The sequence below is a fragment of the Nocardiopsis sp. JB363 genome, from assembly GCF_900143625.1.
In the GTDB taxonomy this organism is placed as follows: domain Bacteria; phylum Actinomycetota; class Actinomycetes; order Streptosporangiales; family Streptosporangiaceae; genus Nocardiopsis.
On record NZ_FRFF01000192.1, the window covers coordinates 13,154 to 39,055 of the forward strand.

The 25,902-nt window shown below is 68.5% G+C and carries 22 protein-coding genes; 7 read left to right on the forward strand and 15 right to left on the reverse strand.

Going from position 1 to position 25,902, the window contains the following annotated elements:
• Positions 1 to 74: 74 nt before the first annotated feature.
• Complete coding sequence (locus BQ8420_RS28810; RefSeq protein ID WP_369825557.1) at positions 75 to 797, forward strand: polysaccharide deacetylase family protein; 723 nt, start codon at positions 75 to 77, stop codon at positions 795 to 797.
• A 79-nt stretch (positions 798 to 876) separates the two neighbouring features.
• Here BQ8420_RS28810 and BQ8420_RS28815 read toward each other — a convergent pair whose 3' ends face one another.
• Complete coding sequence (locus BQ8420_RS28815; RefSeq protein ID WP_200816137.1) at positions 877 to 2,286, reverse strand: aldehyde dehydrogenase family protein; 1,410 nt, start codon at positions 2,284 to 2,286, stop codon at positions 877 to 879.
• Positions 2,287 to 2,348: 62 nt separating this feature from the next.
• Between BQ8420_RS28815 and BQ8420_RS28820 the strand changes: the two genes are divergently transcribed.
• Positions 2,349 to 2,978 carry a TetR/AcrR family transcriptional regulator gene (locus tag BQ8420_RS28820; protein WP_200816138.1) on the forward strand — a complete coding sequence of 210 codons (630 nt, stop codon included), beginning with the start codon at positions 2,349 to 2,351 and terminating at the stop codon, positions 2,976 to 2,978.
• Between the two features lie 126 nt (positions 2,979 to 3,104).
• Here the strand turns inward: BQ8420_RS28820 and BQ8420_RS28825 are convergent, their stop codons facing one another.
• The 5 genes from BQ8420_RS28825 to BQ8420_RS28845 all read right to left on the reverse strand — a co-directional run bounded on the left by BQ8420_RS28825 (position 3,105) and on the right by BQ8420_RS28845 (position 7,829).
• Positions 3,105 to 3,560 carry a DUF6653 family protein gene (locus BQ8420_RS28825; RefSeq protein WP_200816139.1) on the reverse strand — a complete coding sequence of 152 codons (456 nt, stop codon included), beginning with the start codon at positions 3,558 to 3,560 and terminating at the stop codon, positions 3,105 to 3,107.
• Positions 3,561 to 3,614: 54 nt separating this feature from the next.
• Positions 3,615 to 5,585, reverse strand: coding sequence for a cation-translocating P-type ATPase (locus BQ8420_RS28830; protein WP_087103231.1), 1,971 nt, complete (start codon positions 5,583 to 5,585; stop codon positions 3,615 to 3,617).
• A complete protein-coding gene (locus BQ8420_RS28835; RefSeq protein ID WP_087103233.1) occupies positions 5,578 to 5,940 on the reverse strand; it encodes a helix-turn-helix transcriptional regulator in 363 nt (120 codons plus the stop codon). Before BQ8420_RS28835 ends, BQ8420_RS28830 begins: the two co-directional genes overlap by 8 nt.
• Before the next feature lie 258 nt (positions 5,941 to 6,198).
• Entirely contained in the window at positions 6,199 to 7,092 is an 894-nt protein-coding gene (locus BQ8420_RS28840) for a hypothetical protein (RefSeq protein WP_087103235.1), read from the reverse strand.
• Between the two features lie 53 nt (positions 7,093 to 7,145).
• The gene (locus tag BQ8420_RS28845) at positions 7,146 to 7,829 is read right to left on the reverse strand and encodes a helix-turn-helix transcriptional regulator (protein ID WP_087103238.1); all 684 of its coding nucleotides are present in this window, start codon (positions 7,827 to 7,829) and stop codon (positions 7,146 to 7,148) included.
• Positions 7,830 to 7,976: 147 nt separating this feature from the next.
• Here BQ8420_RS28845 and glsA point away from each other — a divergent pair, with 147 nt between their 5' ends.
• Positions 7,977 to 9,248, forward strand: coding sequence for a glutaminase A (gene glsA / locus BQ8420_RS28850; RefSeq protein ID WP_087103240.1), 1,272 nt, complete (start codon positions 7,977 to 7,979; stop codon positions 9,246 to 9,248).
• Positions 9,249 to 9,515: 267 nt separating this feature from the next.
• Positions 9,516 to 10,619 carry an Rv2578c family radical SAM protein gene (locus BQ8420_RS28855; RefSeq protein WP_087103242.1) on the forward strand — a complete coding sequence of 368 codons (1,104 nt, stop codon included), beginning with the start codon at positions 9,516 to 9,518 and terminating at the stop codon, positions 10,617 to 10,619.
• A 115-nt stretch (positions 10,620 to 10,734) separates the two neighbouring features.
• Here the strand turns inward: BQ8420_RS28855 and BQ8420_RS28860 are convergent, their stop codons facing one another.
• The 3 genes from BQ8420_RS28860 to BQ8420_RS28870 form a co-directional block, all read right to left on the reverse strand.
• On the reverse strand, positions 10,735 to 11,712 hold the full coding sequence (locus BQ8420_RS28860) for a phosphotransferase family protein (RefSeq protein ID WP_087103244.1): 978 nt from the start codon (positions 11,710 to 11,712) through the stop codon (positions 10,735 to 10,737).
• 276 nt (positions 11,713 to 11,988) lie between these two features.
• Positions 11,989 to 12,918: a sigma-70 family RNA polymerase sigma factor gene (locus BQ8420_RS28865; protein ID WP_087103276.1), complete on the reverse strand. Its 930-nt coding sequence runs from the start codon at positions 12,916 to 12,918 to the stop codon at positions 11,989 to 11,991.
• A gap of 10 nt (positions 12,919 to 12,928) precedes the next feature.
• Positions 12,929 to 14,122 carry an NAD(P)/FAD-dependent oxidoreductase gene (locus tag BQ8420_RS28870; RefSeq protein WP_087103246.1) on the reverse strand — a complete coding sequence of 398 codons (1,194 nt, stop codon included), beginning with the start codon at positions 14,120 to 14,122 and terminating at the stop codon, positions 12,929 to 12,931.
• A 575-nt stretch (positions 14,123 to 14,697) separates the two neighbouring features.
• Here BQ8420_RS28870 and BQ8420_RS28875 point away from each other — a divergent pair.
• Both BQ8420_RS28875 and BQ8420_RS28880 read left to right on the forward strand, forming a co-directional pair.
• On the forward strand, positions 14,698 to 15,462 hold the full coding sequence (locus BQ8420_RS28875) for an ABC transporter ATP-binding protein (RefSeq protein WP_087103248.1): 765 nt from the start codon (positions 14,698 to 14,700) through the stop codon (positions 15,460 to 15,462).
• Positions 15,463 to 15,468: 6 nt separating this feature from the next.
• On the forward strand, positions 15,469 to 18,069 hold the full coding sequence (locus BQ8420_RS28880) for an ABC transporter permease (RefSeq protein ID WP_087103250.1): 2,601 nt from the start codon (positions 15,469 to 15,471) through the stop codon (positions 18,067 to 18,069).
• A 148-nt stretch (positions 18,070 to 18,217) separates the two neighbouring features.
• Here BQ8420_RS28880 and BQ8420_RS28885 read toward each other — a convergent pair whose 3' ends face one another.
• From BQ8420_RS28885 to BQ8420_RS28900, 4 genes are all read right to left on the reverse strand, one after another.
• Positions 18,218 to 19,660, reverse strand: coding sequence for a hypothetical protein (locus BQ8420_RS28885; RefSeq protein ID WP_143847649.1), 1,443 nt, complete (start codon positions 19,658 to 19,660; stop codon positions 18,218 to 18,220).
• Positions 19,661 to 19,807: 147 nt separating this feature from the next.
• Positions 19,808 to 21,292, reverse strand: coding sequence for a hypothetical protein (locus tag BQ8420_RS28890; RefSeq protein WP_087103254.1), 1,485 nt, complete (start codon positions 21,290 to 21,292; stop codon positions 19,808 to 19,810).
• A 395-nt stretch (positions 21,293 to 21,687) separates the two neighbouring features.
• A complete protein-coding gene (locus tag BQ8420_RS28895) occupies positions 21,688 to 22,461 on the reverse strand; it encodes a hypothetical protein (protein WP_143847651.1) in 774 nt (257 codons plus the stop codon).
• 158 nt (positions 22,462 to 22,619) lie between these two features.
• Positions 22,620 to 23,612 (reverse strand): hypothetical protein, encoded by a 993-nt coding sequence (locus BQ8420_RS28900; protein WP_143847653.1) that lies wholly within the window; start codon positions 23,610 to 23,612, stop codon positions 22,620 to 22,622.
• Between the two features lie 346 nt (positions 23,613 to 23,958).
• Here BQ8420_RS28900 and BQ8420_RS28905 point away from each other — a divergent pair, with 346 nt between their 5' ends.
• Entirely contained in the window at positions 23,959 to 25,068 is a 1,110-nt protein-coding gene (locus tag BQ8420_RS28905) for a methyltransferase domain-containing protein (protein ID WP_087103278.1), read from the forward strand.
• A 78-nt stretch (positions 25,069 to 25,146) separates the two neighbouring features.
• Here the strand turns inward: BQ8420_RS28905 and BQ8420_RS28910 are convergent, their stop codons facing one another.
• Positions 25,147 to 25,326, reverse strand: a complete 180-nt coding sequence (locus BQ8420_RS28910) for a DUF397 domain-containing protein (RefSeq protein ID WP_087103260.1) — start codon at positions 25,324 to 25,326, stop codon at positions 25,147 to 25,149.
• On the reverse strand, positions 25,323 to 25,902 hold a 580-nt coding region (locus tag BQ8420_RS28915; protein ID WP_369825560.1), incomplete at its 5' end, for a Scr1 family TA system antitoxin-like transcriptional regulator. The genes BQ8420_RS28915 and BQ8420_RS28910, both read right to left, overlap by 4 nt.

Below are 25,902 nucleotides of genomic sequence, written 5' to 3' on the forward strand. Positions count from 1 at the left end.
GTCCTTGCTCACTCCAAGGCCCTGAACTGGCCTTACCTTTGCCCCCACGCGAAACTTCGCATACATTTCGGCGCGTGAACGTTACCTCTTTGATGCATAGGGCCGCCGTTGGCGGGGTACTGGCCACTACCGGGCTTCTGTCCCTGACCACCCTCCCCGCGGCCGCCGAGACCGAACGCACCACGCCCGACTGCGACAACGTCAAGTGCGTGGCCCTGACCTTCGACGACGGCCCCGGCCGGTACACCGACGAACTCCTCGACATCCTCGACGAGAACGACGCCAAGGCCACCTTCTACCTCTTGGGCTCCAAACTCGACTCCTACACCGAAGAGGTCGAGCGCATGGTCGATGAGGACCACGAGGTCGGCAACCACACCTGGGACCACGCCGACCTGGCCGACCTCTCGGCCGGCGAGATCAAGGAAGACCTCGACCGCACCGACAAGGCCATCAAGGACGTCACCGGCCAGATGCCCACCACCATGCGGCCGCCCTACGGCTCCCTCAGCGACACCGCCCGCGAGACCATCGACAAGCCCATGCTGCTGTGGGACGTCGACACCCTCGACTGGCAGCACCGTGACCCCGAGACCACCGTGGACATCGCCGCCGAGGAGACCGACGAGGGCAGCGTCCTGCTCTTCCACGACATCCACGAGACCACCGTCGACGCCATCCCCGACGTGCTGGACACCCTCTCCGAGGACGGCTACGAGTTCGTGACCGTCGACGAGATGATGGGTTCCGAGGTCGAGTCCGGATCCGCCTACTCCGACGCCCGCTCCCTGGACTGATCGAGGAGAGGTAACGCACGGTGGCCCGAACACGCGGTTCCCCCTCGTGTTCGGACCGCACCCGGTCGGCGGCGCCACGTCAGGAGATCCGGCGGATCACCTTCTCCTTGAACTGCGAGATGGGGGCGTAGGCCATCCGCATCGTGTCCAGCGCCAAGGACTTGTCCAACACCGGCTTGACGTGCGAGAACGTGTCGATGGAGGCCTCCGCGTGGTAGGCGCCCATCCCGCTCTCACCCACACCGCCGAAGGGCAGGTCCGGCACGGCCAGGTGGGCGATCGGCAACCCGAAGCCCACCCCGCCCGAGGACGTCTCGGTGATCAACCGCCGCTTGGTGGCCTCCGAGTCGGTGAACCCGTACAGCGCCAACGGCTTGTCCCGTTCCTTGACGAACCGGATCGCCGCGTCCAGGTCCGGCACCGTGATCACCGGCAGGATCGGACCGAAGATCTCCTCGGCCATCACCGGACTGTCGGGGTCCACCCCGCCCAGCACCGTGGGCTCCATGTACAACGACTCGCGCTCGCCGCGCCCACCGGCGACCACCTCACCGCTGTCCAGCAGCGCGCTGAGCCGGTCGAAGTGCCGCTCGTTGACGATGCGCCCGTAGTCGGGGCTGGCCTGGGGATCGGACCCGAACATCTCGGTGATCGCCGCCGCCAACTCACGCTGTAGCCCCTGCGCGGTGTCCCCGATGGCCAACACGTAGTCCGGGGCCACACAGGTCTGCCCGGCGTTGGTGAACTTGCCCCACGCCAGACGCCGCGCCGTCGTGGCCAGGTCCACACCCGGCTCCACCACAGCCGGGCTCTTGCCGCCGAGCTCCAACGTCACCGGTGTCAGGTGCTTGACCGCGGCCGCCATCACGATCCGCGCCACCGCCGAGTTCCCGGTGTAGAAGATGTGGTCGAACCGCTCCTCCAGCAGAGCGGTGCTCTCGGGCACCCCGCCCTCGACCACCGCCACGGCCTCCGTGTCCAGATAGCGCGGCAGCAGATCGGTCATCACACGCGAGGTGGCCGGGGACAGCTCACTGGGCTTGAGCACCGCGGTGTTGCCCGCCGCGATCGCTCCCACCAACGGCGCCAACGCCAGGTTCACCGGGTAGTTCCACGGGCTGATGATCAGCACCGTGCCCAACGGTTCACGCACCCACCGCGCCTTGGCCGGCGCCAACGACATCGGCACCCCCACCCGTTTGGGCCGCAGCCACGACGCCAGGTGCTTCAGGGTGTGGTCGATCTCGTTGACCACGTACCCGATCTCGGTGGTGTGCGCCTCCAGGGCCGGCTTGCCCAGATCGTCTTTCAGGGCCTTCTCCCAGGTGGGACGCTCCTCGGTGAGCATCCGACGCAACGCCCGCAGTTGGGCGCGCCGCCAGGAGATCGGTTTGGTCCGGCCGCTGTCGAAGGTGGATCGCAGACGCGCCACCACCGGCGGGATCTCGGTGGTCAACGTCAGGGGTTGGGGAGTCTCGGTGTCAGCCATGCCCTGGATACTAAACGAAAACGTTTCGTTTTCACCAGGTGTCGGCAGCTAGGATTCATCCCATGACCACGGACCATCTGCCCGACACGACCGCACCGGCCGCCCCCCGAGGCCGGCCCCGCGACGCCGGCCGGGACCGCGCGCTGATGGACGCCACCCTCGCCGAACTCACCCTCAACGGCTACAGCGGCCTGACCACCGCCGCCGTCGCACGACGCGCCGGTGTCTCCACCGCCACCCTCTACCGCCGCTGGCGTTCCAAACAGGACCTGGTCGTGGGAGCCGCCCAAGCCTGGGCCGAGAACCTGGGACCCGACCGCGACACCGGCGCCCTGCCCGGCGACATGGGCGCCCTCCTGCACGACAAGGCCGCCGCCCTCCAGGGATCCTCCGGACTCCTCCTGCGCGCCGTCCTGGGCGAGGCCGCCCACAACCGGGCGCTGGCCGACGTCCTGTTCGACGCCTTCGTCCTGCCCTTGCAGGATCGGGTCTTGGCCCTGCTGGAGCGCGCCGTACACCGCGAGGAGATCCCCCCGGTCGATGACCCGCTCGTGGTCGCCGAGATGGTCATCGGGCCGATGGTCAGCCACACCTTCCTCCTGCCGGCCGACCAGGGCCACGACCCCGGCGGCGACATCGCCGACCGCCTCCTGCCCTACCTCCTGCGCGCCCTGGGCCATCGCCCCGCCTGAGCCGAAGGCTCCACGGATCGTCACCACCACGGTGCACACCGACGCCATGCGCCGGCGCACCGTGGCCCGGAAGACGGGCGTGCAGACGCCCCGGGCGCCGTCCGATCCTGGTGATGGGCTCCTCCGCTACCCCGCGAGGTCGCCCCGTTCCAGGGCACGGTCGTGGTAGCAGGCCATCTGCTCCCAGTACACGAGTGTGAGCGCCATCTGCGCCGCGCAGGCCGCCCCGGTGGGCAGCGGGCGACGGTACCAGGCCCCGACCAACGCGACCACGGCGGCGACCGTCGCCCCGGCGTTGACCGCCAGGGCCGCGTCCCGGGGACGGTCGAGCATCCACCGCTCCTCACCGAGCATCGCCCGTGTCGACCACGCCCCGTCATGGACGGGACGAGGAAAGATCACCGGGTTGAGCACGAACCAAACGGCCACGGCCGCGGCCTGGCCTCGACTTCGTGTCCACACCGGAAGCAGGACCAGCGGGATGGTGGCCCACCGACTCCAAGCGCTCCACGGGTTGGAGTGACGGGCGAACACCGCCCGCCTGATCCGAGCGAACCCACCGCCCGGGTGCCTCTTGGTCATGCGCGCTCCGTTCCGACTCGCGAACTCGGACCCTATCCCTCGGGCAGAAGCGGTTCAACGTTCGAAAGCGGCGGCCATGCCAGGGCTCCCGGACACGACCGGAACCCGGACCTGGCGAAGGCCACCTCGTCCGGCCCGCACCCCGTTGGCCACCACGACCACCTCGGCCAACTCGTGCACCAGCACCACCGCCGCCAACCCCAACACGCCCCACAGCGCCAGAGGCATCAAGCCCACGATGATGGCCAGGGACAGCCCCACGCTCTGCCACATGATCACCCGCGCCCGACGCGCGTGCGCCAACGCCTGCGGCAGGTGCCGCAGGTCCTCGCCCATCAACGCCACGTCCGCGGTCTCCACGGCGACGTCGGCGCCCATCGCCCCCATCGCCACGCCCACCTCAGCGCGGGCCAGTGCCGGGGCGTCGTTGACCCCGTCCCCCACCATCGCCACCGGTCCCGGAAGTTCGGCCACCACCCGCGCCTTGTCCCGCGGACGCAGGTCGGCGTGCACCACCTCGATCCCCGCCTCGGTCGCCAAGGCCCGGGCCGTCACCCGATGGTCTCCCGTCAGCACCGCGACCTCATAACCCGCCTCCCGCAGCGCCGAGACCACCTCCCCGGCCTCGGGACGCAACTCGTCACGGACCGCCACCGCTCCCAGCACGTCCCCGTCCTCCTCCACCAGCACCACGGTCGCACCGCACTCGCGCAACCGTCCCACCTGCGGCGCCAACGCGCCCGCCTCGATCCAACCGGGCCGACCCAACCGGAGCGCGCCCCCGTTCCATCGGCCGGTGAGTCCGGCACCGGGTACGGCCACCACGTCCCAGGCCGGGGCCGGGTCACGAACCTCGGCGAGGATCGCCGCGGCCAGCGGGTGTTCGCTGCGTGCCTCCAATGCCGCGGCCGCCGCCAACACCTCCGCCGCTCCACGCCCCTCGATCGCGACGACCTCGACGATCGAGGGCCGGTTTCGAGTCAGCGTCCCGGTCTTGTCCAAGGCCACGGTCCGGACCCGGCCCAACGCCTCCAAGGCGGCGCCGCCCTTGATGAGGACCCCGCGTCGGGTGGCCGCGCCCACCGCCGAGACCACCGTCACCGGAACCGATATCGCCAGCGCGCACGGCGAGGCGGCCACCAGCACCACCAAGGCGCGTTCGAACCACACGGCCGGGTCGCCCCACAGCGCTCCGAGGCCGGCGATGAGCACGGCCGCGATCATGACCCCCGGCACCAGAGGACGGGCGACCCGATCGGCCAGGCGCTGCCCCGCACCCTTTCGGGCCTGCTCGGTCTCCACGATCCGCACCAGTCGCGCCAGGGAGTTGTCCTGAGCCGTGGCCGTGACGGTGACCTCCAAGGCGCCGGTGCCGTTGACCGTCCCGGCGAACACCTCGCCACCCGGTCCGACCTCCACCGGGATGGATTCGCCGGTCACGGTGGAGGTGTCCAGGGTGCTGTGGCCCGCGACGACCCGACCATCGGTGGCCAGGCGTTCGCCCGGCCGGACCAAGAGGGAGTCGCCCAGGCGCAGGTCGGCAGGGTCCACTTCCCGTTCACGTCCCTGGCGCACCACGGTGGCACGGGCGGGTACCAGTTTCAGCAGGGAACGCAGTCCCTGGCGGGTGCGGGCGACCGAATACTCCTCCAGCCCTTCCGCCACGGTGTAGAGGAAGGCCAGCAGGGCCGCTTCCCCGACCTCTCCGAGCAGGACCGCGCCCACGGCGGCGATGGTCATCAGGGTGCCCACACCGATCCGCTCCCGAAAGGGGCCGGGGGTCACCAGTCGGCGCAGCGTGGCCGGCACGAAGGTCCATCCGGCCACCGCCAGCGCCACCACCTGGAGCGTCACCACGGCCCAGAGCGGGCCGTCGAACCAGGACAGGGCGTACCCGGCGGCCAAGGGCAGGGCCGCCGCCATCGCGAACCGGATCTCGCTCGTGCCCCACAGGGTCGTGGGCGCGCCTTGATCGGCGACCTCGGCCCCGCGAGATGGTTCGGCGGCGCAGCAGGCGTCACTCATCGGTCTCACTCCCCGAATCGGTGCCGTACGTGGGGCACAGGGCCACGGCGTTACCGGTGGCCTCCAGCAGGTGTTCGGCGGCCGAGAGCACGGCGAGGAGTTCGGGTCGGGTCAAGGAGTAGAACACCTGGCGTCCCTCCGGGCGCCCCTCGACCAGGGCACAGTCACGCAGGCAGGACACGTGCTTGGAGATGGTGGACTGGGCCAGACCGAGCTGGTCGACCAGGTCCGCGACCCGGGCCTCCCCCTCGGCCAGACGACGCACGATCGCCAGTCGAGTGCCGTCGGAGAGACTGTGGAAGAGCGCTTCCGCGGCGCCGGTGGAGGGGGAACAACCCGCCTGATTGATCGTCATTCGGCGATCATATCGTCAAGGGGCGATCAATAGGAAGCGGGGGAACGCTCTCGTTCGGCGACCCCGCACCGGTTGGACCTCTCGTCCCCGAACCCATCCCACCCGGCACCGGGACGGACCCGGCTCGCCGTCATCTCCCCTCTCCCGATGGAAACGGTCGAACGCGTCTTGGGTCACCTGCCGGCCCAGACCCGGAACCTCGGACCGGCCGAACCATGACCATCGGTGCAGCGGAGAACCTTCTGGCGTGCTCGCGGATCATCGACCGTTGGCTCGAAGGATCGCCACCGCGGAGACGGTCGTGTACCCGCGCCACTCCAGGGCCGCGGCCTCGGAATGACTCGAAAAATCGACGGCCCAACCCCCGTCGGGGCGCTGCCCCCGCTCCAACCGATCCAGGTCACGGGTGACGGCGGTGGCCTTGACGACATCGCGCATCGAGTGTTCGGGCAAGGGCGCCAGGTCCAGCAGATGGAGCGTTTCACCTTCGGCACCTCCCTCGACCGGAAGCGCCCCATCGGCGGGAACGAACCGTCCCAGACGCACCAGCTGCTCACGCGCCTGGGGATGGGTGTGCGCGGCGACGTCGAGGAACCCCAGCGCGAACAACAGGACATAGGCGAACGGGGCCTCCTCGATTCGGTCGATCGCTTCCAGGCAGTACTTCGTCGCCCGCGCGGTCCAGGGATGCGTACTCGCCTCGGCGTCGAATCGCCCCACGCGGTGGGCCTGGGCCGCGACCGCCGCGGTGATCTGCAACGACGACACCCGAGGGTCGGCCTCGACCCAGAAGGGCGCGCACGCGGTCGGATCGGCGACGGGCAACGCGAAGGGCAGGCCGCCGTCGGGCAGGGTCACCGAGTCCAACCAGTCGAGCAGCCCCAGGGTCGCGGGCGTGGTGGTGGGGCCGGCTTCGGCGATGACCTCCAGCGCGTGCAGGGCTCCGGCCGGTTGGCTCTCGGGTGCACGCAGGTCCGGCTCGATCCCCCAGCCGTAGCCGCCGTCGTCGTTGCGGTAGCCCTCCAGCGCGGCGAGGACGGCCCGCCGGTCGCGGGCGGTGGCCTCGCCGGTGAGCAGGGCGAAGCGGCGTCGATCCAGTACACGTGCGTGGGCCGTCATGAACGAGGTCGCCTGGTCGATGTCGATGCTCATGTCGTCGACGGTGTCACGCGCGAGGCCGACCGTCTTGGAGGAATCGGCCGGCCTCAGCCCAGGAGATCTCCGGGGGTCGTTCCGGCCAGACGTCGCACGTCGCGGTTGAGGTGGGACTGGTCGGCGTAGCCGGCCGCGGTCGACGCCTGGGCCAGCGTCGTACCGGAGCGCGCCAGGTGGAGCGCGTGCTGGAAACGGTGGATGGTGATCAGGGTCTTGGGCCCGTACCCGAAGACACGGTCGCCCAGGCGGCGCAGGGTGCGTTCGGACACCTCGTGCCGATGTGCGAGGTCGGGGACGTCGAGTCCGGCCCGGGCGAAGCGGTCCAGCGACGTCGCCAGGCCCAGAACGGTCGGATCGGGTTCGGCCCGCCGCCATAGCTCCACGTAGAGGTCCTCCAGTGCCGCGGCCGGATTTGGGTAAGCGCCTTCCATGATTCGGGGTGGGATCGTGGTCAGTTCGTCCAGGTCCAAGCGTCGGTCGGTCATCTCACGGGCGGGAATGCCCAACAGCGAATACGCCACGCCGGGAGCCAGTCTCAGCCCCCAGGTCAGCGCACCGTCCTCGCCCGCAGAGACCATGGCGGTGGTGTCCGCGCCGGCGAACCGAAAGCGGCCGTCGGACCACATCAGGTCCATGACGGCATCGGGCAGGATGCGCACGTCACCCGGGCCGGTCCGGACCCGCCACAGCGTCGCCCCCGTGCGGGGACCGCGCCATGCCCGGTAGTCGCCCATCGCCGTCGCCTCCTCGTCTCGACCGTACCGCCGCCGGCCCGAAGGGGTGTTCGCGCATGTCGGCCCGGGCGCGGGCACGATCGTGGTTACCGTGGGGTTCGTCGGCCAGGGGTGCCTCGGCGGCACCGCGTCCACGAGGGGAACCCGATGCGCTCACCGATCATGGACTACCTGGACGACATACTCACCCAGACCGCCCACGTTGATTCCGGAGCCCCGGCCGACTACATCCCCGAACTCGCCGCCGCCGACCCCGACCGTGTGGCGGTGGCCCTGTGCACGGTCAACGGCACCGTGTACGCGAGCGGAGACAGCGACCATGAGTTCAGCATCCAGTCGATGTCCAAACCGTTCGCCTACGCGCTGGCCGTCGAGGACCGCGGACTGGACGACATCCTCGGCCGTGTCGGTGTGGAGCCCAGCGGTGAGGCCTTCAACGAACTCTCTTTGGACCCCGAGACCGGCAAACCGCGCAACCCGATGATCAACGCCGGGGCCATCGCCACCCACGCGCTCATCCACGACGAACCGGCGCCGGCGGTGGACCGGCTGCTCGCGCTCTACTCCGAACTCTCCCAGCGGCCGATTCGGATCGACGAGTCGTTGGCCGCCTCCGAACTGGCGACCGGCGACCGCAACCTCGGTCTGGCCTACCTGCTGCACGCCTCGGAACGCTTGTCCAAGGACCCGGCCGCCGCCGTGGAGGGGTACATCCGCCAGTGTTCGGCGTCGGTGACCGTGCGCGACCTGGCCCTGATGGCCTCGACCCTGGCCAACGGCGGAGTGCAGCCCAACACCGGCCGGTCACTGTTCGGCCGCCAGACCACCCGGCACCTGCTGGGCGTGATGACCACCTGCGGCATGTACGACGCGGCCGGGGACTGGCTCACCTCGGTGGGCATCCCCGCCAAGAGCGGCGTGGCCGGCGGCATCATCGGGGTGCTGCCCGGGCAGGTGGGCGTGGCGGTGTTCTCGCCCCGGCTGGACGAGCACGGCAACAGCGCCCGCGGCGTGGTGATGATGGAGAAGCTCTCCCAAGACCTGGGCCTGCACCTGATGGAGCCGGGTCGTCCGGCGCGTTCGGCTCTGCGCGAGATCCGCAAGGAGACGGTGGAAGGGGAGCCGACCACGATCTACGTACTCCAGGGGGACATGGTACTGAGCAGCATCGAGGCGCTGGTGCACGAACTGGTCCAGAACCCGCCCTCGACCGACCTGGTCATCTTCGACATGAGCCGGGTGGACGAGGTACTGCCGGTGGCACGCCGCACGTCGGCGGCGATGGCGACCAAACTCATCGACGCCGGTCACACCCTCATCCTGGTCGACCCCGAGGAGGCCATCCCCGGATTCCGGGACGCTCAGGGACGTGGGATGCGGCGCTGGACGAGCGCGTACCTGGCGCGTCACCTGGACTAGCCGGGCCTGGCGTCGGCGGAACCGCCGATATGCCCGGGGTGGTGGGGCTGCGGGGTGGCGGGGTCGTCGTTCGAGGTGGTCGTTCCAGGGGTGGGCAGCACGAAGTGGGCGAAGACCGTGGCTCCCCCATATCAATAGGACACCGGCCGAGCCCTTCCGCGCCACCTCGACCTCTCGCGCCTGTGGATAACCCGCCCCCTCCCCCGCGAGAAGCCTTGCCCTAGCGGAAGACTGGACAGCCATTCGAAAACATGTTCGAATCAGGGCATGCGCTGGGAGAACCTGCGAGAAGACAGCGACTCAGGACAGACCGCACTGTTCGAAGCACCCACCACACCACCGGCCCGAGGCACCGGCCGGGCCGGGCTCACCACCCCCTCCCCCGCCCCCATCCAGGCGGGCGCGGACGGCGAACCGGTCGCCATCGAGGTCCGGGCCCGCTCCATCATCAACCGCGTCCCCGGCGCTGACCCCATGTTCCGGTGGACCATCAATCCGTACCGGGGGTGCGCGCACGCCTGCGTCTACTGCTTCGCCCGACGCACCCACGAGTACCTGGACCTGGACAGCGGCCGGGACTTCGACACCCGCATCCTGGTCAAGACCAACGCCGGTGAGCTATTGCGCGCCCAACTGGCGCGTTCCTCCTGGCGGGGCGAGCACATCGCCATGGGCACCAACACCGATCCCTACCAGCGGGCCGAGGGGCACTACCGGCTGATGCCGCAGATCATCTCCGTGCTGCGCGACGCCGCCAACCCCTTCTCCATCCTCACCAAGGGCACCCTGATCCTGCGCGACGCCGACCTGCTCGAACAGGCCGCCCGCGTCACCGAGGTGGGATTGGCGGTGTCGGTGGGTTCGGTCGACGAGGAGGTCTGGCGCACCGTGGAACCGGGCACCCCCGCGCCCCGGGCCCGCCTGGACGTGGTGCGCCGCCTGGCCGACCGGGGGTTGAAGTGTTCGGTGTTGATGGCGCCGATCCTGCCCGGGCTGACCGACTCGGTCGAGCAGATCGAACGCACCGTCGCCGCCATCGCCGAGGCCGGAACCCAGCGCCTGACCCCGGTCGTTCTGCACCTGCGCCCGGGCGCCCGCGAGTGGTACCGGGCGTGGCTGGAACGCGAGCACCCGCGTTTGGTGCCGCTGTACCGGGAGCTGTACGGCAGCGGTTCCTACGCCCGCGCCTCCTACCAGCGCATCGTCACCTCGGTGGTGCGCGAGATCGCCGCCCGCCACGGCCTGAACCACCCGGGCTCACCCCGCGACGCCGGCCGAGAGACCCCCGTCGCCGAGACCGACACCGACGGGCAACTCCCCCTCGACCTGCCCACTTCCACCGGCCGAAGCGGGGCATACTCGTCCGCGTGAGCGAGTGGAACACCAACCTGCGCTACGACCGGACCCTGGACGCCCTCGTGCCCGACTCGGCGCGGAATGACCGAGGGTGCGGTCGGGTCTGAATCCGCCACCGTGCAAGAGCCGGTTACCTGAGTAGGGGCGCGAGATAACCGCCCTCGGCATCGAGCAGGTCAGTGAGCAGGCGACATGGGCGCCAGTCATCGACTCGTTCCTCGGGTCTGTCGCGGGCGAGCCAGATGTCAAGGTCACGGAGCTGGTCGAGAACAGCGGCGCCGTGGATGAGCGCGCGACCATGAACCGGGTCCATGTAACGAGCAGCGATCTCGACCGCGGCGGCGCCTGCCTCCGAATCAACGCGCTGACCGTCCTCGGATACACGGGCCTCGCATACCAGTCGGCACAGGTCGATCTCGACCGGACCGAACACGGCGAACTCAAAGTCCAGCAGAGCGACGACCTCGCCGTCCCATAGGGCGTTCATCAGAGCGAGGTCGCCGTGGTTGACGACCTGCTCGACCACGGACGCAGCCCGGAAATAGCCCTCGATGACTTCGTGGAGCCGCGACTGCTGGGCACTGGACAGTCCTAGCGCGACCTCGGCGCGTCCAGCCGCCGCCGTGGCATCGCCGAGCCTCGCCGGTACGAAACCCCCGTGCGATGCGACATGCGCCTTGAGAGATGGGCTCGCGTCGTGCACGATCCGGGCCCGAGCCCACAGCTGACAGGCCGCCCGCCGTTGCTCCGCAGGTGTCAGTCTCGGCCATGCCTCGTGCAGATTCTGTCCCCGAACCTCCTTGGTCACGATCCAGCCGTGGCCCTCGGTAGTGCCCTCCCCGAGGAGCTCTGGGTGCCCGACCTCTCGCGGCAGAGCACGCACGAGCGCCACCTCGCGAGCCATGTCGATGGGTGTATGCGTGATCCGCACGGCGATACCGTCACCGACCCACGTCGCGTTCGAGTACCCGTTTGCTCGCCGCATCCGCGTGAGTTCGCTGCCGAAGTGGGATGCCACCTCGGCGGCCAAGCCCTGGACCAGGGCCACGCGGAACGGGTCGCGATGCTCGTCGAGCGGATGGGTATTCGCACCGGGCTCTGGCATCATTCGAGCATTTTCCCACGGTCGTGCAGGTGCTGATTCAGCGGCGGGACTTCGACCCGCGTTACACCCTCTACCAAGGGCTTCTTGCTGTCATGGGTGGTTTCCACACACCGGCACAAGGATGTGACCTGCGCTCTCAGGTTGAAAAAGACTCACTGGTCATCGACGAGTAGCGGCCATCACGGGGGCGCGACCACCAGTGCGGCTCCCAACGTCATCGCGCCCCGACCGAACGGGCGGATGCGGGCCCCGGCCACGAAGGTCCCCCCTCGGCTGCGCTCACCACTGTTCGATGAGCGGGTCGTCGTGCTCGGCGCGACGCCAGAACTCGGTGAAACGATCCAGCCGGTCGGAGGAGGACACACCCACCAGGTTCACCACCTTCTCGTCCCGCAACCCCAGGGCCACCACGCCCACGACCCGATCCCCCAACGCCATGACCATGGCGGGGGTGCCGTTGACCACGGCCGCGTGGATCGACGGCGACCCACCGACGAGCCTGCGCTTGGCGGGGGTCGGTTTGAAACCGGCCCGCAGGTTCGCGGCGATCGGTCCGGCACCCGTGCGGCGCGACAGCTTTCCGCCCACACCCTCGCTGACAACGGTGGCGTCGTCGGTCAACAACTCCACCAACCGCTCGGTCCTACCCGAGGACGCGGCCTCGACGAACGCCTCGACGATGCGCCGCGCCGCCGAACGATCGGCCTCCCCCGCGACCCTCTCCGAGGCCACCCGCCGCCGGGCACGGTGAACATGCTGCTGACTGGAGGTCTCGGTGATGTCGAGGATGTCGGCGACCTCGGCATGACTGTAGGAGAACGCCTCGCGCAGCACGTAGACGGCGCGTTCGACCGGGCCGAGGCGCTCCATCAGCAGCAACACGGCCAGGGTCACCGACTCGCGTTGTTCGACGGTGTCGGCCGGACCCAGCATCGGGTCGCCGTCCAGCAGGGGTTCGGGCAACCAGTCACCGGCCGCTCGTTCGCGCCTGGCCCGCGCCGACCGGAGCCGGTCCAACGCGAGGTTGGTGACCACCTTGGTCAGCCATGCCTCGGGCACCTCGATGTGTTCGAGGTCGGCGGCCTGCCAACGCAGGTAGGCGTCCTGCACGGTGTCCTCGGCGTCGGCGGCCGAGCCGAGCAGGCGGTAGGCGAGCGAGGCCAACCGGTCTCGATTGGCCTCGAACCGTTCCACGGCGACGGTGTCCACGAAGGCCACGCTAGTCGGCGACCACCTTCCCGACATCGGCGGACACGGCCCGGCGGGTCCGACGCCGGCGTGTGGGCAGCCCGTAGGTGGGGTGGCCCATGGTCCAGGCGACGGCCTGGAGCACACCCGCCTTGAACCGGGTGGCCGACCATCCCCGCAGCGCCCAGGCCTTGGACCGGGCCCGGTCGTCGACCGCTTGGAAGAGCGCGTCCCGGGAGCCGAGGCTGACGCAGTTGCCCAGGTAGGACAGCGGCACCTTCGCGACCTTCGTTCCGGTCAGCTCGGCGATGATCGCGGACGTGGCCTGCATCCGGGTGAACCCGGCCGAGGCACAGGACATCGGCATCGGTCGGCCGTGGTCGTCGATGGCGTGGACGCTGTCGCCGGCGGCGTGGATCTCGGGGTGGGAGACCGATCGCATCCGCCGGTCGACGCTGATCCGGCCATCGGAGGCCACCGCGAGTCCACTGTCGGCGGCGAGGGGGTGGACGGCGAACCCGGCCGCCCACACGGTCACGTCGGTCTCGAACACCTTGCCATTGGCCGCGATGGCCTCCCCTTCTCCGACCTTGGTGATGGTGGTGTGTTCGTGCACCTCGATACCGAACCGGTCGAAGGCCCGGGCCAGATGGTCTCGGGCCTTGGTGCCCAGCCAACCGGCCGGCTCGCCGGTGGTGGCCAGGGCGACCCGCAGCCGCGGGTGGGATTCGGCGATCTCGGTGGCGGCCTCGATCGCGGTGAGGTTGCCGCCCACCACCAGCACACGGCCTCGCGGTTCCAACGTGTCCAGTCGTCGCCGCAACCGCTCGGCGGCGGTCCGTTCGGCGACGTGGAAGGCGTGTTCGCCCACCCCCGGCACACCGTGGTCGGCGATGGTGCTGCCGAGTGTGTACAGGAGGGTGTCGTACTCCAGTTCTTCGGTGCCCGACTCCCCCGCCACGGTGACGACCCGGTGTTCTGCGTCCAGGTCGGTGACCCGGGCGATCTTGAGACGGATGCCGGTGCCGGCGAACATCTCCGCGAGCCCGCGTCGGCGAGGCGTCCGACCGGCGGCGACCTGGTGCAGGCGCATCCGTTCCACGAAGTCGGCTTCGGCGTTGACGACGGTGATCCGGACATCGTTCGGGTGCAGGTGACGGGCGAGGTATCCGGCAGCGGAGGCTCCGGCGTAGCCGGCCCCGAGGACGAGGATGTGGTGTCGCATGTGCTTTCTCCTGTCCGCTCGTGTGCCCCTTGAACGAGACGGCCCGCACGTCCCTGACAGGACTTTGGCGTGATACACATCACATTGGAGCTCCGCCGGCTCCCGGCGCCCTGGATGTTCCCCGATGGCGTGAGCGGAAGTTGCTGCGGGAGAGGCTCTCAGTGTGCATGGAGGTCGCTTCGTTGGGAGTGAACAGCGAACGGAACCGGCACCTTTACGTTATAGATTCACTACATTCGCCCAGCTCCGGGGGGCGGGCGGCCCTGGGGTGCCGGCGGAGGTTCACCGTTGGCGAATATCCACTCCTGTTGAACGGCCTGCCCGATCTTCCCTCCCCGGCCGCTCGGTGAGGGTCCGCGCCCACACGCGTGCACGGTGACCCCCGACGAAAGTAGGGGGCGCGAACCCACTAAGGCGTCCCGAACCCGCCCCGCGTCATGCCTTTGGCCGACAACCGGTTCGGCCTCTGGGTGGAGGTTCGGGAGGTCTTCCCGGACCTAGCGTGGTGAACACGCCCGGTTCAGATCCGCCCTACCGGCGTCGACCAGTCACCGTTCATCCAGGAGCCAGCCGCCGTGAGCACGCCAGCAGCACAAACCCACTCCCCCATCCAGGCCCCTCCGGTCGTGGTGGCCCGAGCACTGACCAAGACCTACGACACCGGCGGCGCCCAGGTCCACGCCCTCGCCGGCGTCGACGTCGACTTCCACCGCGGTGCCTTCACCGCCATCATGGGCCCCTCCGGGTCCGGTAAGTCCACCCTCATGCACTGCCTGGCCGGGCTCGATGTTCCGACCTCCGGCAGTGTGCACCTGGGGCGCACCCAGATCACCGGCATGCGCGATGGCGACCTCACCCTGCTGCGCCGGGACCGCATCGGGTTCATCTTCCAGTCCTTCAACCTGCTGCCCATGCTCACCGCCGAGCAGAACATCCTGCTGCCCTCCCAGATCGCCAAGCGCAAGGTCGACCCCGCCCGTTTCGACCACATCGTCGACGTCGTGGGACTGCGCGATCGGCTGAGCCACCTGCCCGCCAAGCTCTCCGGTGGCCAGCAGCAGCGCGTGGCCGTGGCCCGGGCCCTGCTCAACGCCCCCGAGGTCGTCTACGCCGACGAGCCCACCGGTAACCTCGACTCCCGTTCCGGCGCCGAGATCCTCGCCTTCCTGCGCGACTCGGCCCGGGATCTGAACCAGACCATCGTCATGGTCACCCACGACCCCGTCGCCGCCTCCTACGCCGACCGTGTGGTGTTCCTGCGCGATGGGCGTCTGGTGGACGAGGTCAGCGACCCCACCGCCGAGCTGGTCTCCGAGCGCCTGCTGAAGCTGGAGGCCTGAGCCACCATGTTGCGCACCACCCTGGCCGGCCTGCGTCTGCACAAGGCCCGCTACGTCACCACCACCCTGGCCATTCTGCTCGGGGTCATGTTCATCGCCGGCACCATGGTCTTCTCCGACAGCCTCAAGGCCAGCTACGAGAAATCCGTGATGGGCTCGGCCTCCAGCGTCGACACCATCGCCACCACCGAATCCCTGGAGGACCAGGACGGGAACTGGGAAGACCCGGTGCCCTTCACCCAGGAACAGCTCGACCAGGTCCGCGACCTGCCCGAGGTCGCCGAGGCCGATGGGGTTCGGCGAGGGCCCGGCCTGCTCCTGGACGACGAGGGACGCACCTTCGGCATGATCCCTCCCGAGGCCATGACCGTGGGGGAGGTGACCCGCTTCGAGGTCTCCGAGGGGGAACTTCCCGACAGCTACGACGAGATGGTCCTGGCGACCACCATCAGCGACCCGACCGGTTTCGAGGTGGGCGATTCCGTCACCGTGCTCGACTCCGAGCAGCAGGAGCAGGAGTTCACCGTCACCGGGCTGATCGACGTGGGGCTGGACTCCGAACTGAGCTACCGCGGGGCCTTCATCCTGACCCCCGAGGCCTACGCGTCGGTCACCGGCGCCGAGGGCTACCACGAGATCGACGCCCTGGCCGCCGACGGGACCTCCGAAGAGGACGTCGCCACCGCCGTGGCCGGGGTGCTCGGTGAGGGCGCCGACGTCAAGACCTCCACCGAGTTCGGCAATGCGAAGGCCGCCGAGGCCGGCGCGAACGCCGAAATGATCCGCACCGGTCTGATGCTGTTCGCGCTCGTCGCCGTCTTCGTCGCGGGCATCGTCATCTACAACACCTTCGCGATCCTCGTCGCCCAGCGTCAGCGAGAGATGGCCCTGCTGCGCTGCGTGGGCGCCAAGCGCGGCCAGGTCTTCCGTTCGATGCTGACCGAGTCCTTCGTGGTCGGCCTGGTGGCCTCGATCCTGGGCCTGCTGGCTGGAATCGGCCTCGGGATGTTGGGGATCCGCTTCGGCGGCCCACTCATGGGTGAGGACCTGGACCTCGCCGTCGTGGTCACCCCGGCCGCCGTGATCATCGGTCTGGTCGTGGGCGTGTCGATCACCGTCTTCTCCGCGCTGGTCCCGGCCTTGCGCGCCACCCGCGTGTCCCCGTTGGCTGCGCTGAGCACCAGCGCCACCGCGGCCGGTATGGAGAAGGGCACCGGCAAGCTGCGCGCGGTGATGGGGATCCTGTTGTTCCTGTTCTCCGGCGGGATCGTGACGCTGGGGTTGCAGGGCGACTCCAACAGCGCGGCGATGTGGATCGTGGCCGTAGGCGCCATCGTCGCCTTCCTGGGCGTGGTCGTGCTCGGCCCGCTGCTGGTGCGCGGCATCGTGGGTCTGATCGGTGCCCCGCTGCGTCACGTCGGCGTGCCGAGCAAGCTGGCGGTGGACAACTCCACCCGCAGCCCGCGCCGTGCCGCCACCGCCATGATCGCCCTGACCGTGGGCGCCACCCTCATCACCGGATACTCGGTGATCAACGCCACCATGCAGGAGACCACCTCCCAGCAGTTGGACGGCAAGTACCCCGTGGACTACCAGCTCTCGCCGATGCTGAACATGGAGGACGAGGCAGCGGAGGGGGAAGGCGAGGAGGTGGCCTCCGAGGACGTCGGCGGCACCGACCTGAGTACCATCCCCGAGTCCGTGCGATCGGACCTGGCGGCGCGCCCGGAGATCGATCAGGTCTTCGCCAGCCGCTCGGACTACGTGGACAGCGCTGATGACAGAATCGCCGACGACGACGGAACCGTCCCCGTGTCCTCCTACGTGGACGCCACCGTGGGCGAGGAGGTCGAGGTCGACGTGCTCGGGGGCGACCTCGCCGACTTCGGCCCGGGCAGCGTGCTGATCAGCGAGGACCGCGGGGGGTCCCTCGAAGCCGGAGACAGCATCTCCCTGGGCGATTCCGAACACGAGTTCGAGATCGCGGCCGTGGTGGCGAGCTCCGGGATGTTCTTCGGCCTCACCCTGGACCCGGAGGACTACGAGCAGGTGGTTCCCGAGGTCACGGGCGACTCCGCCGTCATGGTCCTGGGCAATGACTCCGCGTCGTCGTCGGAGCTGCGCGAGGCCGTCTACTCCACGGTCGACGAGTACCCGACCGTGAGCGTCACCTCGATGGCCGAGATGCGCCAGCAGTTCGATGAGATTCTGACCACCGCGTTCTACGCGATCGCGGCGATGCTCGGTCTGGCCATCATCATCGCGGTGTTCGGTATCTCCAACACCATGGCGCTGTCGGTGCTGGAGCGCACCCGTGAGTCCGCGATCCTGCGGGCCATGGGCCTGACCAAGGCACAGATGCGCCGCATGCTGGGGGTCGAGGCGGTGCTGCTGTGCCTGATCGGTGCCGGCATCGGTGTCCTGCTCGGTGTGGTGTTCGGTTGGGCGGCCATCTCCGCGGCCCTGCCCGACATCGTCTTCGGGTTCCCCACAGGACAGGTGGTCACGTTCCTGGCCATCGCGGTCCTGGCCGGTGTGGTCTCTTCCCTGCTGCCCGCCCGCCGGGCGGCGCGCACCTCCATCACCGGAGCGCTCGCCTCTCAGTGACCCGAGCCGCGAGCGTGTGACCCGACCGGGGTGGCCCCATCGTCCAGGTGGCCACCCCGGTCTTCTCATGTCCGGGGACGATCGTGCGACGCCATCGATCCGGCACCTTTACGACGTAGATTAATTCAATGCCGTCGAGGAGGACCGCTCATGTCCCGGACGACTCCGGAACAACCCACATCGCCCGCTTGGTCCCCAGATCCGGCCTGATCACCACCGCCTGCTCTCCGAGTTCGGCGAAGTGAGCACGCACCTCCTCCGCCTCTTCCCCTCCTCCGTAGAGCATCCCCAAACAGTGGGTGCACGGAATCGGGTGCAGCTCGTGGAGGTGGCAACCCCGCTGCTCCTCCCTGAGAGTCTCCAAACGTTCGAGCAAGTCCTTGGCGGCCGCCAGTCCCGGAGGGGGCAGATGCGACTGAGGGGTCTTGTACTCCTTCAGCGGCGAGGCGGGGTGATCGATGGCGTAGTCGATCTTTCCGCCCAGCGTGGTGACGGCCGCGGAGGAGGCGTGCGCCGCGGTGAGCCCCTTACGTTCCTTCCATGAAGCGGCGGTGTCGACCGCCCGCCAACACAGGCAGACCATCTGACCGAAGCTGAAATGTTCCAGGCCACGGGCCAATTGCTCGTACAGTTCCAGGCGCTTGGTCTCGGGCACCCACGGATACCGGTAGTCCTGCGCCAACAGGAGGTTGAGGTAGAGATAGAGGTCGAAGACCTCCAGCTCCCGGATCTCCCGCCGGATCCCCTCCATATGGGACTGAGCGCTGTGTGACAACAACACCCCGGTGAGGTCCTCAAGGGTCGTCTTCGCCGAGGTCGTCAACCGGTAGGGAACACTGCCCAGGTAGAAGGACCGCACCTCGCCGGCGTCGGAAAAGACGAAAGCATCGGTCTCGGCGGAAGCGTCCACACGGATCCACCCCCGTTGGAAGAGTCGCTCCAACAGGGCCGCCACATCGGCGGCGGGATACAGCCAACCGACCGGCAAGGCCACGGTGTCGTTCGGCGCGGGCAGGACGGCACCGGTACGAGCGTGCCGGATCAGGCTGTGCAGCAGGCAGGCCACCCGGGCATCCAAGGGTTCCTCATCCTCGGAGGACCCCAGGCCGAGTACCCGTCGCTCCCACCGGCCCGGAGGTTCCACGAAACCACCTCGTTGGAAGAACCCCGCCAACGCCCGACGTCGCTCGCCCTCGGCTTCGCGCTCGTGTTCGAGGGCGGCCCACTCTGCCCGCTTCTGCTGGGCCCAACGCGCCCGTCGACACGCCACGCATTCGTTCCCGGCCATCCTCTGAGCCTCGGGCCGGCTCAGGTCTTGGCCGCCCAGGGCGACGGCCGCGCTGCGGTTGGCCACCGACATGGGTACCGCACAGGCCAGGCACAACACGTTCAGCAGGTAGGCGGTGCACACCTTCTCCACGTCGGAGGCGATCCGCCAGACCGGGCCCAGGTCGGCCACCCGTTCGGCCCAGCCCCCATCGAGTTTGGGCATCCAGTACCTGCGAGCGAGTTCGCGCTGTTCGGCGGTGGCCTGGTGATCGAACTCCAGCCGAAGCAGCGGAGTCTGTTCACGGGGCAGGGTGAGGACCACGGGACTGGTCGGGGCGGTCGGGGCGGTCGGGGCCGAAGCGGGCCGAGGCTTCGGGACGGACCGGGAAGGACGATCCCGTTTCGAACCAAGGTTCCTCTTCTTGTGCTTCTTCTTGGGCATGTCCCTCCAGTGGTGTGCGTGGGCGGGTCAGCGGGCTTTATGCCGTTGTGGGGTGGGAGCGTCGTCCATCAGGTCGTGCGGGGCCGTTCGTGGTGGCGGCACCAAGCCCTCTGCGCGCCCCTTGCCGAGTTCTGCGCGCAGTCCGTCGAGGATCGCCCGGCTCGTGGGCGAGATGCCCGAGCCCAGGGTCTTCCATGGGCTGACGTCGGGTACCGAGGGCGGGGGCGGCGGAACCGATCCGCCCGCCCCATTCAAGGAGGCGGCGATGAGCCCTTGCAGCCGCGGATCTAGCCCTTCCTCGGGGACGGCCGGGAGTTCCGGTTGCGGTTCCGGTGCGCCGGGATCGGACCGCCGGTCCTCGGGCGGGGCGGCCGGTCCCGGGACCGGGTCATGCATGAGCTCGTTCGGCACCGATCGACACCGCCGGCCACAGATCGCGCAGGCACCACCGGGTTCGTTACGGGTGCTCTGGTGCTCCGGGCAGGTCTCGTCAGCCTTGCCCTGGCTGTCCAGCAGGAACAGTTCGGGTAGGGCGAAGGGTTCGGGCTCGCCGGTGTTCGGCCAAATCGTCGACGGGCCCGCCCACGAGTTCTCCGACGCGTCCATACCCTTGCCCAGGGTCCCGGCCAGGAACGCGTGGGCCGCCTCCAGGCTGCGCATCCGGAGCATCAGGGCGGGGAAGGGGCGCCTGAGCCGGTCCAGCCCCGAGAACAGGGCTCGCGCCTGCTCCACGCCCAGCCCTTGGCTCAGGAGATGGTCCACCGCCGTGGTGAGTCGTCGTCGATCGGGCTGCGGATCGGACAGGAATCGATCATGAATGCGCGCGATGATTCCGTAAGGTCCGTTTTGCTGCTTTTGCCGCTCTTCTTCTCCTGTACTTGCGCTGTCACGGACGGAACCACCCACCTCATTCCCAGAAGTGTCTCCAGGGAAAGAGTCTGTAGCTCGATCTGAGCTGGGGCCCAGCTCATCCTGAGCTCGGGTCTTCGGCCTGAAAGGCGGTCGGCTGTGCGGGGTGATCGGCTCTTCCCCCAAAGCCGCTCGGCACTCGTTGATCTCCGCCAACACCGATTCGGGGTAGACCTCGGCCGGGACCAAAAGCTCCAGCACACACGGCAGTCGATGGATGGAGCGACCCCGGGCGATGTCGTCGGCGAAGAACTCCAAGGTCTGCGAACGATCCAACTTGTTTGCCAGCCCGACCTCGATCAGGTCATCGGCGGCTCGTTTGAGGCTGCTGACACTGAGGAACCCATTGCAGCGCTGGGGCAGGTTCTCCAGGTAGTAGAAGCACCAACGCCCGTCGACGTCCACGATGTCGGCCAGGGCCGACATGAGCAGGAACGAGCGAGCCGTGGGCAGCAGACCCTTGCGGTACAGGCGCAGGACCCACAGGGAGAGGATGTGCCCGACGCCCTCGAACGCGCCCAGAGGGCGTTTGCGAGCCGGAGAAAACCCGGGCGGATTCGGAGTTTCGGGTGCCTTGGCGGGAGCTGAAGCGGTAGAGTCCATGGCGATGTCGCCCTCCTGCTGGTTTCAGGTAGGTGGCACGGCCGACACACCTGTTTGCGCAGGCGTCGGCCAAGACCCGGCCAGGTGTGTTCAGCACCCGGTCGGGTTTTTTCTTGTCGGGATTCAAGCTAGCGGAACGAACAAGAGTTCGCGGGTCATTCTCTCAAATCCGCACTTGCCCGAGAGCGGAGTTTGGCCCCACCGGTTCACAATGTCGGCATTTTCCTGTTGGTCCGATTTGGATTGTTATGCCAACCTATTGGCCGCACCGAAAACGAGAACCCTCACTCGCGTTCTCCTTTCCCGGTGGACCCTTGGCAGCGCCGGTCCGGCGTCGATGAGCTCCACCCGCACCCGACATGGTCCCGACCCACCGGCCGGCGCTGCCTTTCCGCTCATCCCAGACCCATCACCACGGGCTGACCGGTTTCCTCTCCCACGGTGTGAACGAGAAGCACACCTGGGGCGCGGACGAACTCAAGACCGTAGAGTCCGATCCTGTCGCCCGACCCTTTACCGTTGGTGGTCAACGGGTCCTCGAGATCGACGGTCGATGGCTCGGGGGCGTTCTCAGGGTCGTTCTCGGCGTCCTCCCGCCAATCGGTTACCTGGATCCCGTAGGACCGTCCCTCATCGGGGGTCTCGTCCGGGACGGCCCAGACCACGGCCTCCTCCAAAAAGGCCGGTTCGACCGTGGCGGCGCCCCGCACCAGCGGGTTTCGCGCGGTCCCGAGGACCTCTCCGTCGTGGTCGACCTTGTTGAGAACGGACAGGGAAGGTCGTTCGTCGAACTCCTTCGCCGCCACATCGGTGACCAGCCACTGCTGCGCGAGGTGCACCACCGACCACGTCCCCAGGGGGAACAGGTCACCGCTCGGGATGTCGAGCACCGTCTGACCGGTCTGGGCGTCCAGTAGCTCACCACCGACCTTGGGCACCACGTATCCACCGCCCTCGTTCTCGTACAACAGCAGCCCTGGGGCCTGACCTCGGGAGTCCACAAGCTCACGCGGCGCGTTCCGCTCGCTTCCAGGAATGGTCAACCTGGGGTCTGTATCCGTGCTGGTCCAGGATCGCTCCCACAGGCGTTGTCCGTCGACCGGGTCGATCGCGGCCAGCCGGACCTCGAACTCCTCCAGCTGACTCTGATAGTCCCCGGCAGAGCTCAAAACGCCCGTTTCCTCGTCTTGAGCGCACAACATCGCGAGGGTATGGACTCCGCTGGTGGGGATCGGCCACCGTCTTCCCCAACAGTCCTCATCCGGCTCCGGGAGGGTGTGCCCGGCCTTGTCTCCGAAGGCTTCGTAGACAAAGTCCGAGTCTTGGTTCAGGGTCGCCAACCCGTCCTGGAACACCCTCGCGATCCGTGCCATATCACGGTCGTGCTCGTGCACGATCGCACCCGTGGAGCTGTCCAGCACGATCTCCCGAGTCGTGCGCGGCCCTCCCCCGGAGCACTATCGACATCTCCTCGTGACTGGTCGAACTGCCCTCCGAGTGACCGGGTGAACCAGTCCCCATCTCGGTCGGTGGCCGTGAAGTCGTCATAGCGGAGCACCACCCGGGACCCGTCGGGCAGAGCATCGACCAAAGCGGACTCGCCACGAACCCGGTAATGCCAAAGCTCCTCACCCGTGACCGGGTCCAACCCCACCGCTCCGTCATCGATCGCCGCCACCGCACCGGCCGGGGTGGGATACACCGCGTGCACCGCCTGACCCTGCGGTGGAGACCAGGTCCACAGATGCTCGGTCACCGTCTCGGGCACCTGCCCGGGGGAACCCTGGAACGGGGGCGAGGTCACATGGAAGATCGGATCCTGACGCAGCGACGTCAGACCCGCCACGACCACCACGGCCATCACCGCCGCACCCGTGGCCAGCGCGCCGATCGGCGCCCACCGGGGCGCCCCGGACTTCGGTGGTCCCACCAACACACCCACCGCCGCGCCGACGGCGACGGCGGCCAGCGCCCACCAGCCCACCGCCCCGACCCAGGAGTCGCTCTGCCCCGGCAACAGGATCCGCTCGCTCCCGTGGGTGCCGGTCTCGTTGCGCCACAGGATCCAGGCCAGGACCGCCATGACCGCACCGAACAGACGGAAGGCAGGCTCGCCCCGTGGAGAGAACGGGCTCGACCGGCGGAAGACGATCAAGGACAGGATCCATGCGAGTGCGACTGCCGCCAGCACCCACCACCGGGTCGTCTCCGCCCACTCCCCGCTCCCCTCCCAGGCGGTCCATATCCTCCCGCCCAGGGCGGCACCGAGCCCCAGGGTGGTGGTGGCCGCCATGGCCCAGGTCAGGCTCGGACCCGCCACGGTATTCCACCACGACTCGAAAACGTTACTCTCGGACGGCATCGAATCCTTCATTCGTACAGGGCCCACCTCACACGCCCCCGCCTCCGTCATCTGGAATCGCTGATACAGAGCGAAGGCGCCCCTCAGGTCACTTCACACACAATTATTGATGAACGTATTAATTCTTACCATCGAACATGAATAGTGGAGTTCGGCCATTGCCCCGAAGCCGCCCCGGAGGGCACGAAAGCGTCCGTCACCCCACCACACTCCGGGCAGGACCCTGGCAAGGACAAGGGATTCCTCCCGTGTCCGTTGTGCGACTGAGCGACTGAGCAGCCGAGCGGAAGAGATGGTGGCTCTCATGAACGACGAAAATCCGGATCTGGCGGCTCTGCACGCGCGATCGGTCGCCCGGCTCGGGCTCACGGGGGCGCTCGCTCGGGCCTTCTCGCGGGTGCCGCGCCACCGGTTCATTCCGGATCTGGTCTGGCCGGACCTGACGGGACCGCCCCTGTCCCGCTCCGAAGACCCCGTCCCCTGGGCCCGGTGCGTCTACCAGGACCAGGCCGTGACCACACAGGTCAACGACGGCGTTCCCGGTGGGCCCGGTCGGGTCAACCGGCCGACCGTGTCGTCCTCGCAACCTTCGGTCATGGCGGCGATGCTCCAAGCGGCCGAGGTCGTACCGGGGGCCCATGTGCTGGAGGTCGGGACCGGGACCGGCTTCAACTCCGCATTGTTGAGCGAACTGGTCGGCGCGGAGGGTTCCGTCACCACGATCGAGGTCGACCCCGGGGTCGCGGGGCAGGCTGAGGCGTGTCTGAGGGAGACGGGTCATGACGTACGGGTGGTGAGCGGAGACGGGGCCGACGGGTATCCGAACGGGGCACCGTACGACGCGCTGCTCGCGACGTGCGCCGTGGTTCGGGTCCCCACCCCGTGGCTCACTCAGGTACGGCCTGGAGGCAGGATCGTGCTCCCCTGGAAACCCGGGGCCTTCCTTCCCGGCGGCATGCTGGCTCGGCTGGTGGTCGACGGGAGCGGGGCGGCGCGTGGTCGGTTCGTCGGAGGGACGGCGTTCATGTTGATGCGGGCGCAACGACCTTCCGGTGGGATGCACGGCCACGACGCCGAACCGGATGAGGTGCGGGTGGTCGGGGAAGACCCCTGTCGGATCATCACCGAGGGATCCAGCGGTCCGCAGATGGCCTTGACCGTGCCCGCGTGGCGGTACGCGCCCCTACCCGCGGTCGATGGGGTGGAGAGGATCTGGGTCAGTGCGACGGACTGTTCCGCCTGGGCGCGCTTGCGGGGTGATGGTCGCGTCGAGCAGGGCGGGCCACGGAGGTTGTGGGACGAGTTCGAGCGCGCCCACCGGGTTTGGGTCGATCAGGGGCGGCCACCATTCACCTCGTACGGACTGACTATCACCGCCGGCGGCGAGCAGAGGGTGTGGCTGGAATCGGAGTGATCCTCGCACGATAGGGGAAGGGGATCGGCGCACGAATGGCCCTTCGCTGCGACATAGGGCCATTCGTGGCAGTCGAGATCAGCGGTTTTGAGAACGGACCCTGTTGAGCAAGACCGTCCACTCCGAAGGGTCGAAGGTCAGATGACCGGCCTCACGGTTCTGGGTGTCGCGAACATCCGCCCCGGTAATCGCCGCCCGGATCTCCACGCAGTTTCCGCCGGTAGCGCTGTAAGTACTCTTGTGCCATTCGGTGCTCATGCGAGATCCTTCAAAGCTTCGAGGGAGAGCCGGGCCGGCAGTGCTTCCGCCATGGCTCCCGTGATCAGAGAGGTGAGCCGATCATTGCGGTCGGCACTGTAGACGACGTTACCGTCCACATGATCGCTCGTGATGACCGTCTCACCGGAACGCAACCGGAAGACCATCAGCGGGGCGGTCACCGCCAGCAGAAGCGTCCCTTCCGGCACCAGGTGGACTCGAACCTGCCCCGTCTCCACCAGTGCCAACAGGTGCGCCGCCTGCTCACATCGGACGATCGGGTCGAAGCCCGTGATGCCGCTGATCGGGAAGACGGCGGTGACACGTAGTTGCGGCAGCTGGGACAGCCGTTGCGTGCGCAGTTGTGTGAGCCGCTCGATCTCTTCGTCCGAGGCATCCGGCCACCAAGCCCTGAACACGGCGCCAGCGTAGGAAGGGCTCTGTAGGTATCCGGGAACGAGCACCGGTGAGGCGAATTGCAGCGATCGCGCTCGTGTCTCGATCCCCGCCAGGGACCGGGCCCAACACCGTTGTTTTAGGGTGTTGTCGCTGGTAGAGAGCTGCGGGATGCTGTGG

Excerpts from the sequence above, each read along its gene's own strand:
- BQ8420_RS28815 (WP_200816137.1), bottom strand. The coding sequence starts at position 2,286 with ATGGCTGACACCGAGACTCCCCAACCCCTGACGTTGACCACCGAGATC.
- BQ8420_RS28820 (WP_200816138.1), top strand. The coding sequence starts at position 2,349 with ATGACCACGGACCATCTGCCCGACACGACCGCACCGGCCGCCCCCCGA.
- BQ8420_RS28825 (WP_200816139.1), bottom strand. The coding sequence starts at position 3,560 with ATGACCAAGAGGCACCCGGGCGGTGGGTTCGCTCGGATCAGGCGGGCG.
- BQ8420_RS28830 (WP_087103231.1), bottom strand. The coding sequence starts at position 5,585 with ATGAGTGACGCCTGCTGCGCCGCCGAACCATCTCGCGGGGCCGAGGTC.
- BQ8420_RS28835 (WP_087103233.1), bottom strand. The coding sequence starts at position 5,940 with ATGACGATCAATCAGGCGGGTTGTTCCCCCTCCACCGGCGCCGCGGAA.
- BQ8420_RS28840 (WP_087103235.1), bottom strand. The coding sequence starts at position 7,092 with ATGAGCATCGACATCGACCAGGCGACCTCGTTCATGACGGCCCACGCA.
- BQ8420_RS28845 (WP_087103238.1), bottom strand. The coding sequence starts at position 7,829 with ATGGGCGACTACCGGGCATGGCGCGGTCCCCGCACGGGGGCGACGCTG.
- glsA (WP_087103240.1), top strand. The coding sequence starts at position 7,977 with ATGCGCTCACCGATCATGGACTACCTGGACGACATACTCACCCAGACC.
- BQ8420_RS28855 (WP_087103242.1), top strand. The coding sequence starts at position 9,516 with ATGCGCTGGGAGAACCTGCGAGAAGACAGCGACTCAGGACAGACCGCA.
- BQ8420_RS28860 (WP_087103244.1), bottom strand. The coding sequence starts at position 11,712 with ATGATGCCAGAGCCCGGTGCGAATACCCATCCGCTCGACGAGCATCGC.
- BQ8420_RS28870 (WP_087103246.1), bottom strand. The coding sequence starts at position 14,122 with ATGCGACACCACATCCTCGTCCTCGGGGCCGGCTACGCCGGAGCCTCC.
- BQ8420_RS28880 (WP_087103250.1), top strand. The coding sequence starts at position 15,469 with ATGTTGCGCACCACCCTGGCCGGCCTGCGTCTGCACAAGGCCCGCTAC.
- BQ8420_RS28890 (WP_087103254.1), bottom strand. The coding sequence starts at position 21,292 with ATGGACTCTACCGCTTCAGCTCCCGCCAAGGCACCCGAAACTCCGAAT.
- BQ8420_RS28905 (WP_087103278.1), top strand. The coding sequence starts at position 23,959 with ATGAACGACGAAAATCCGGATCTGGCGGCTCTGCACGCGCGATCGGTC.
- BQ8420_RS28910 (WP_087103260.1), bottom strand. The coding sequence starts at position 25,326 with ATGAGCACCGAATGGCACAAGAGTACTTACAGCGCTACCGGCGGAAAC.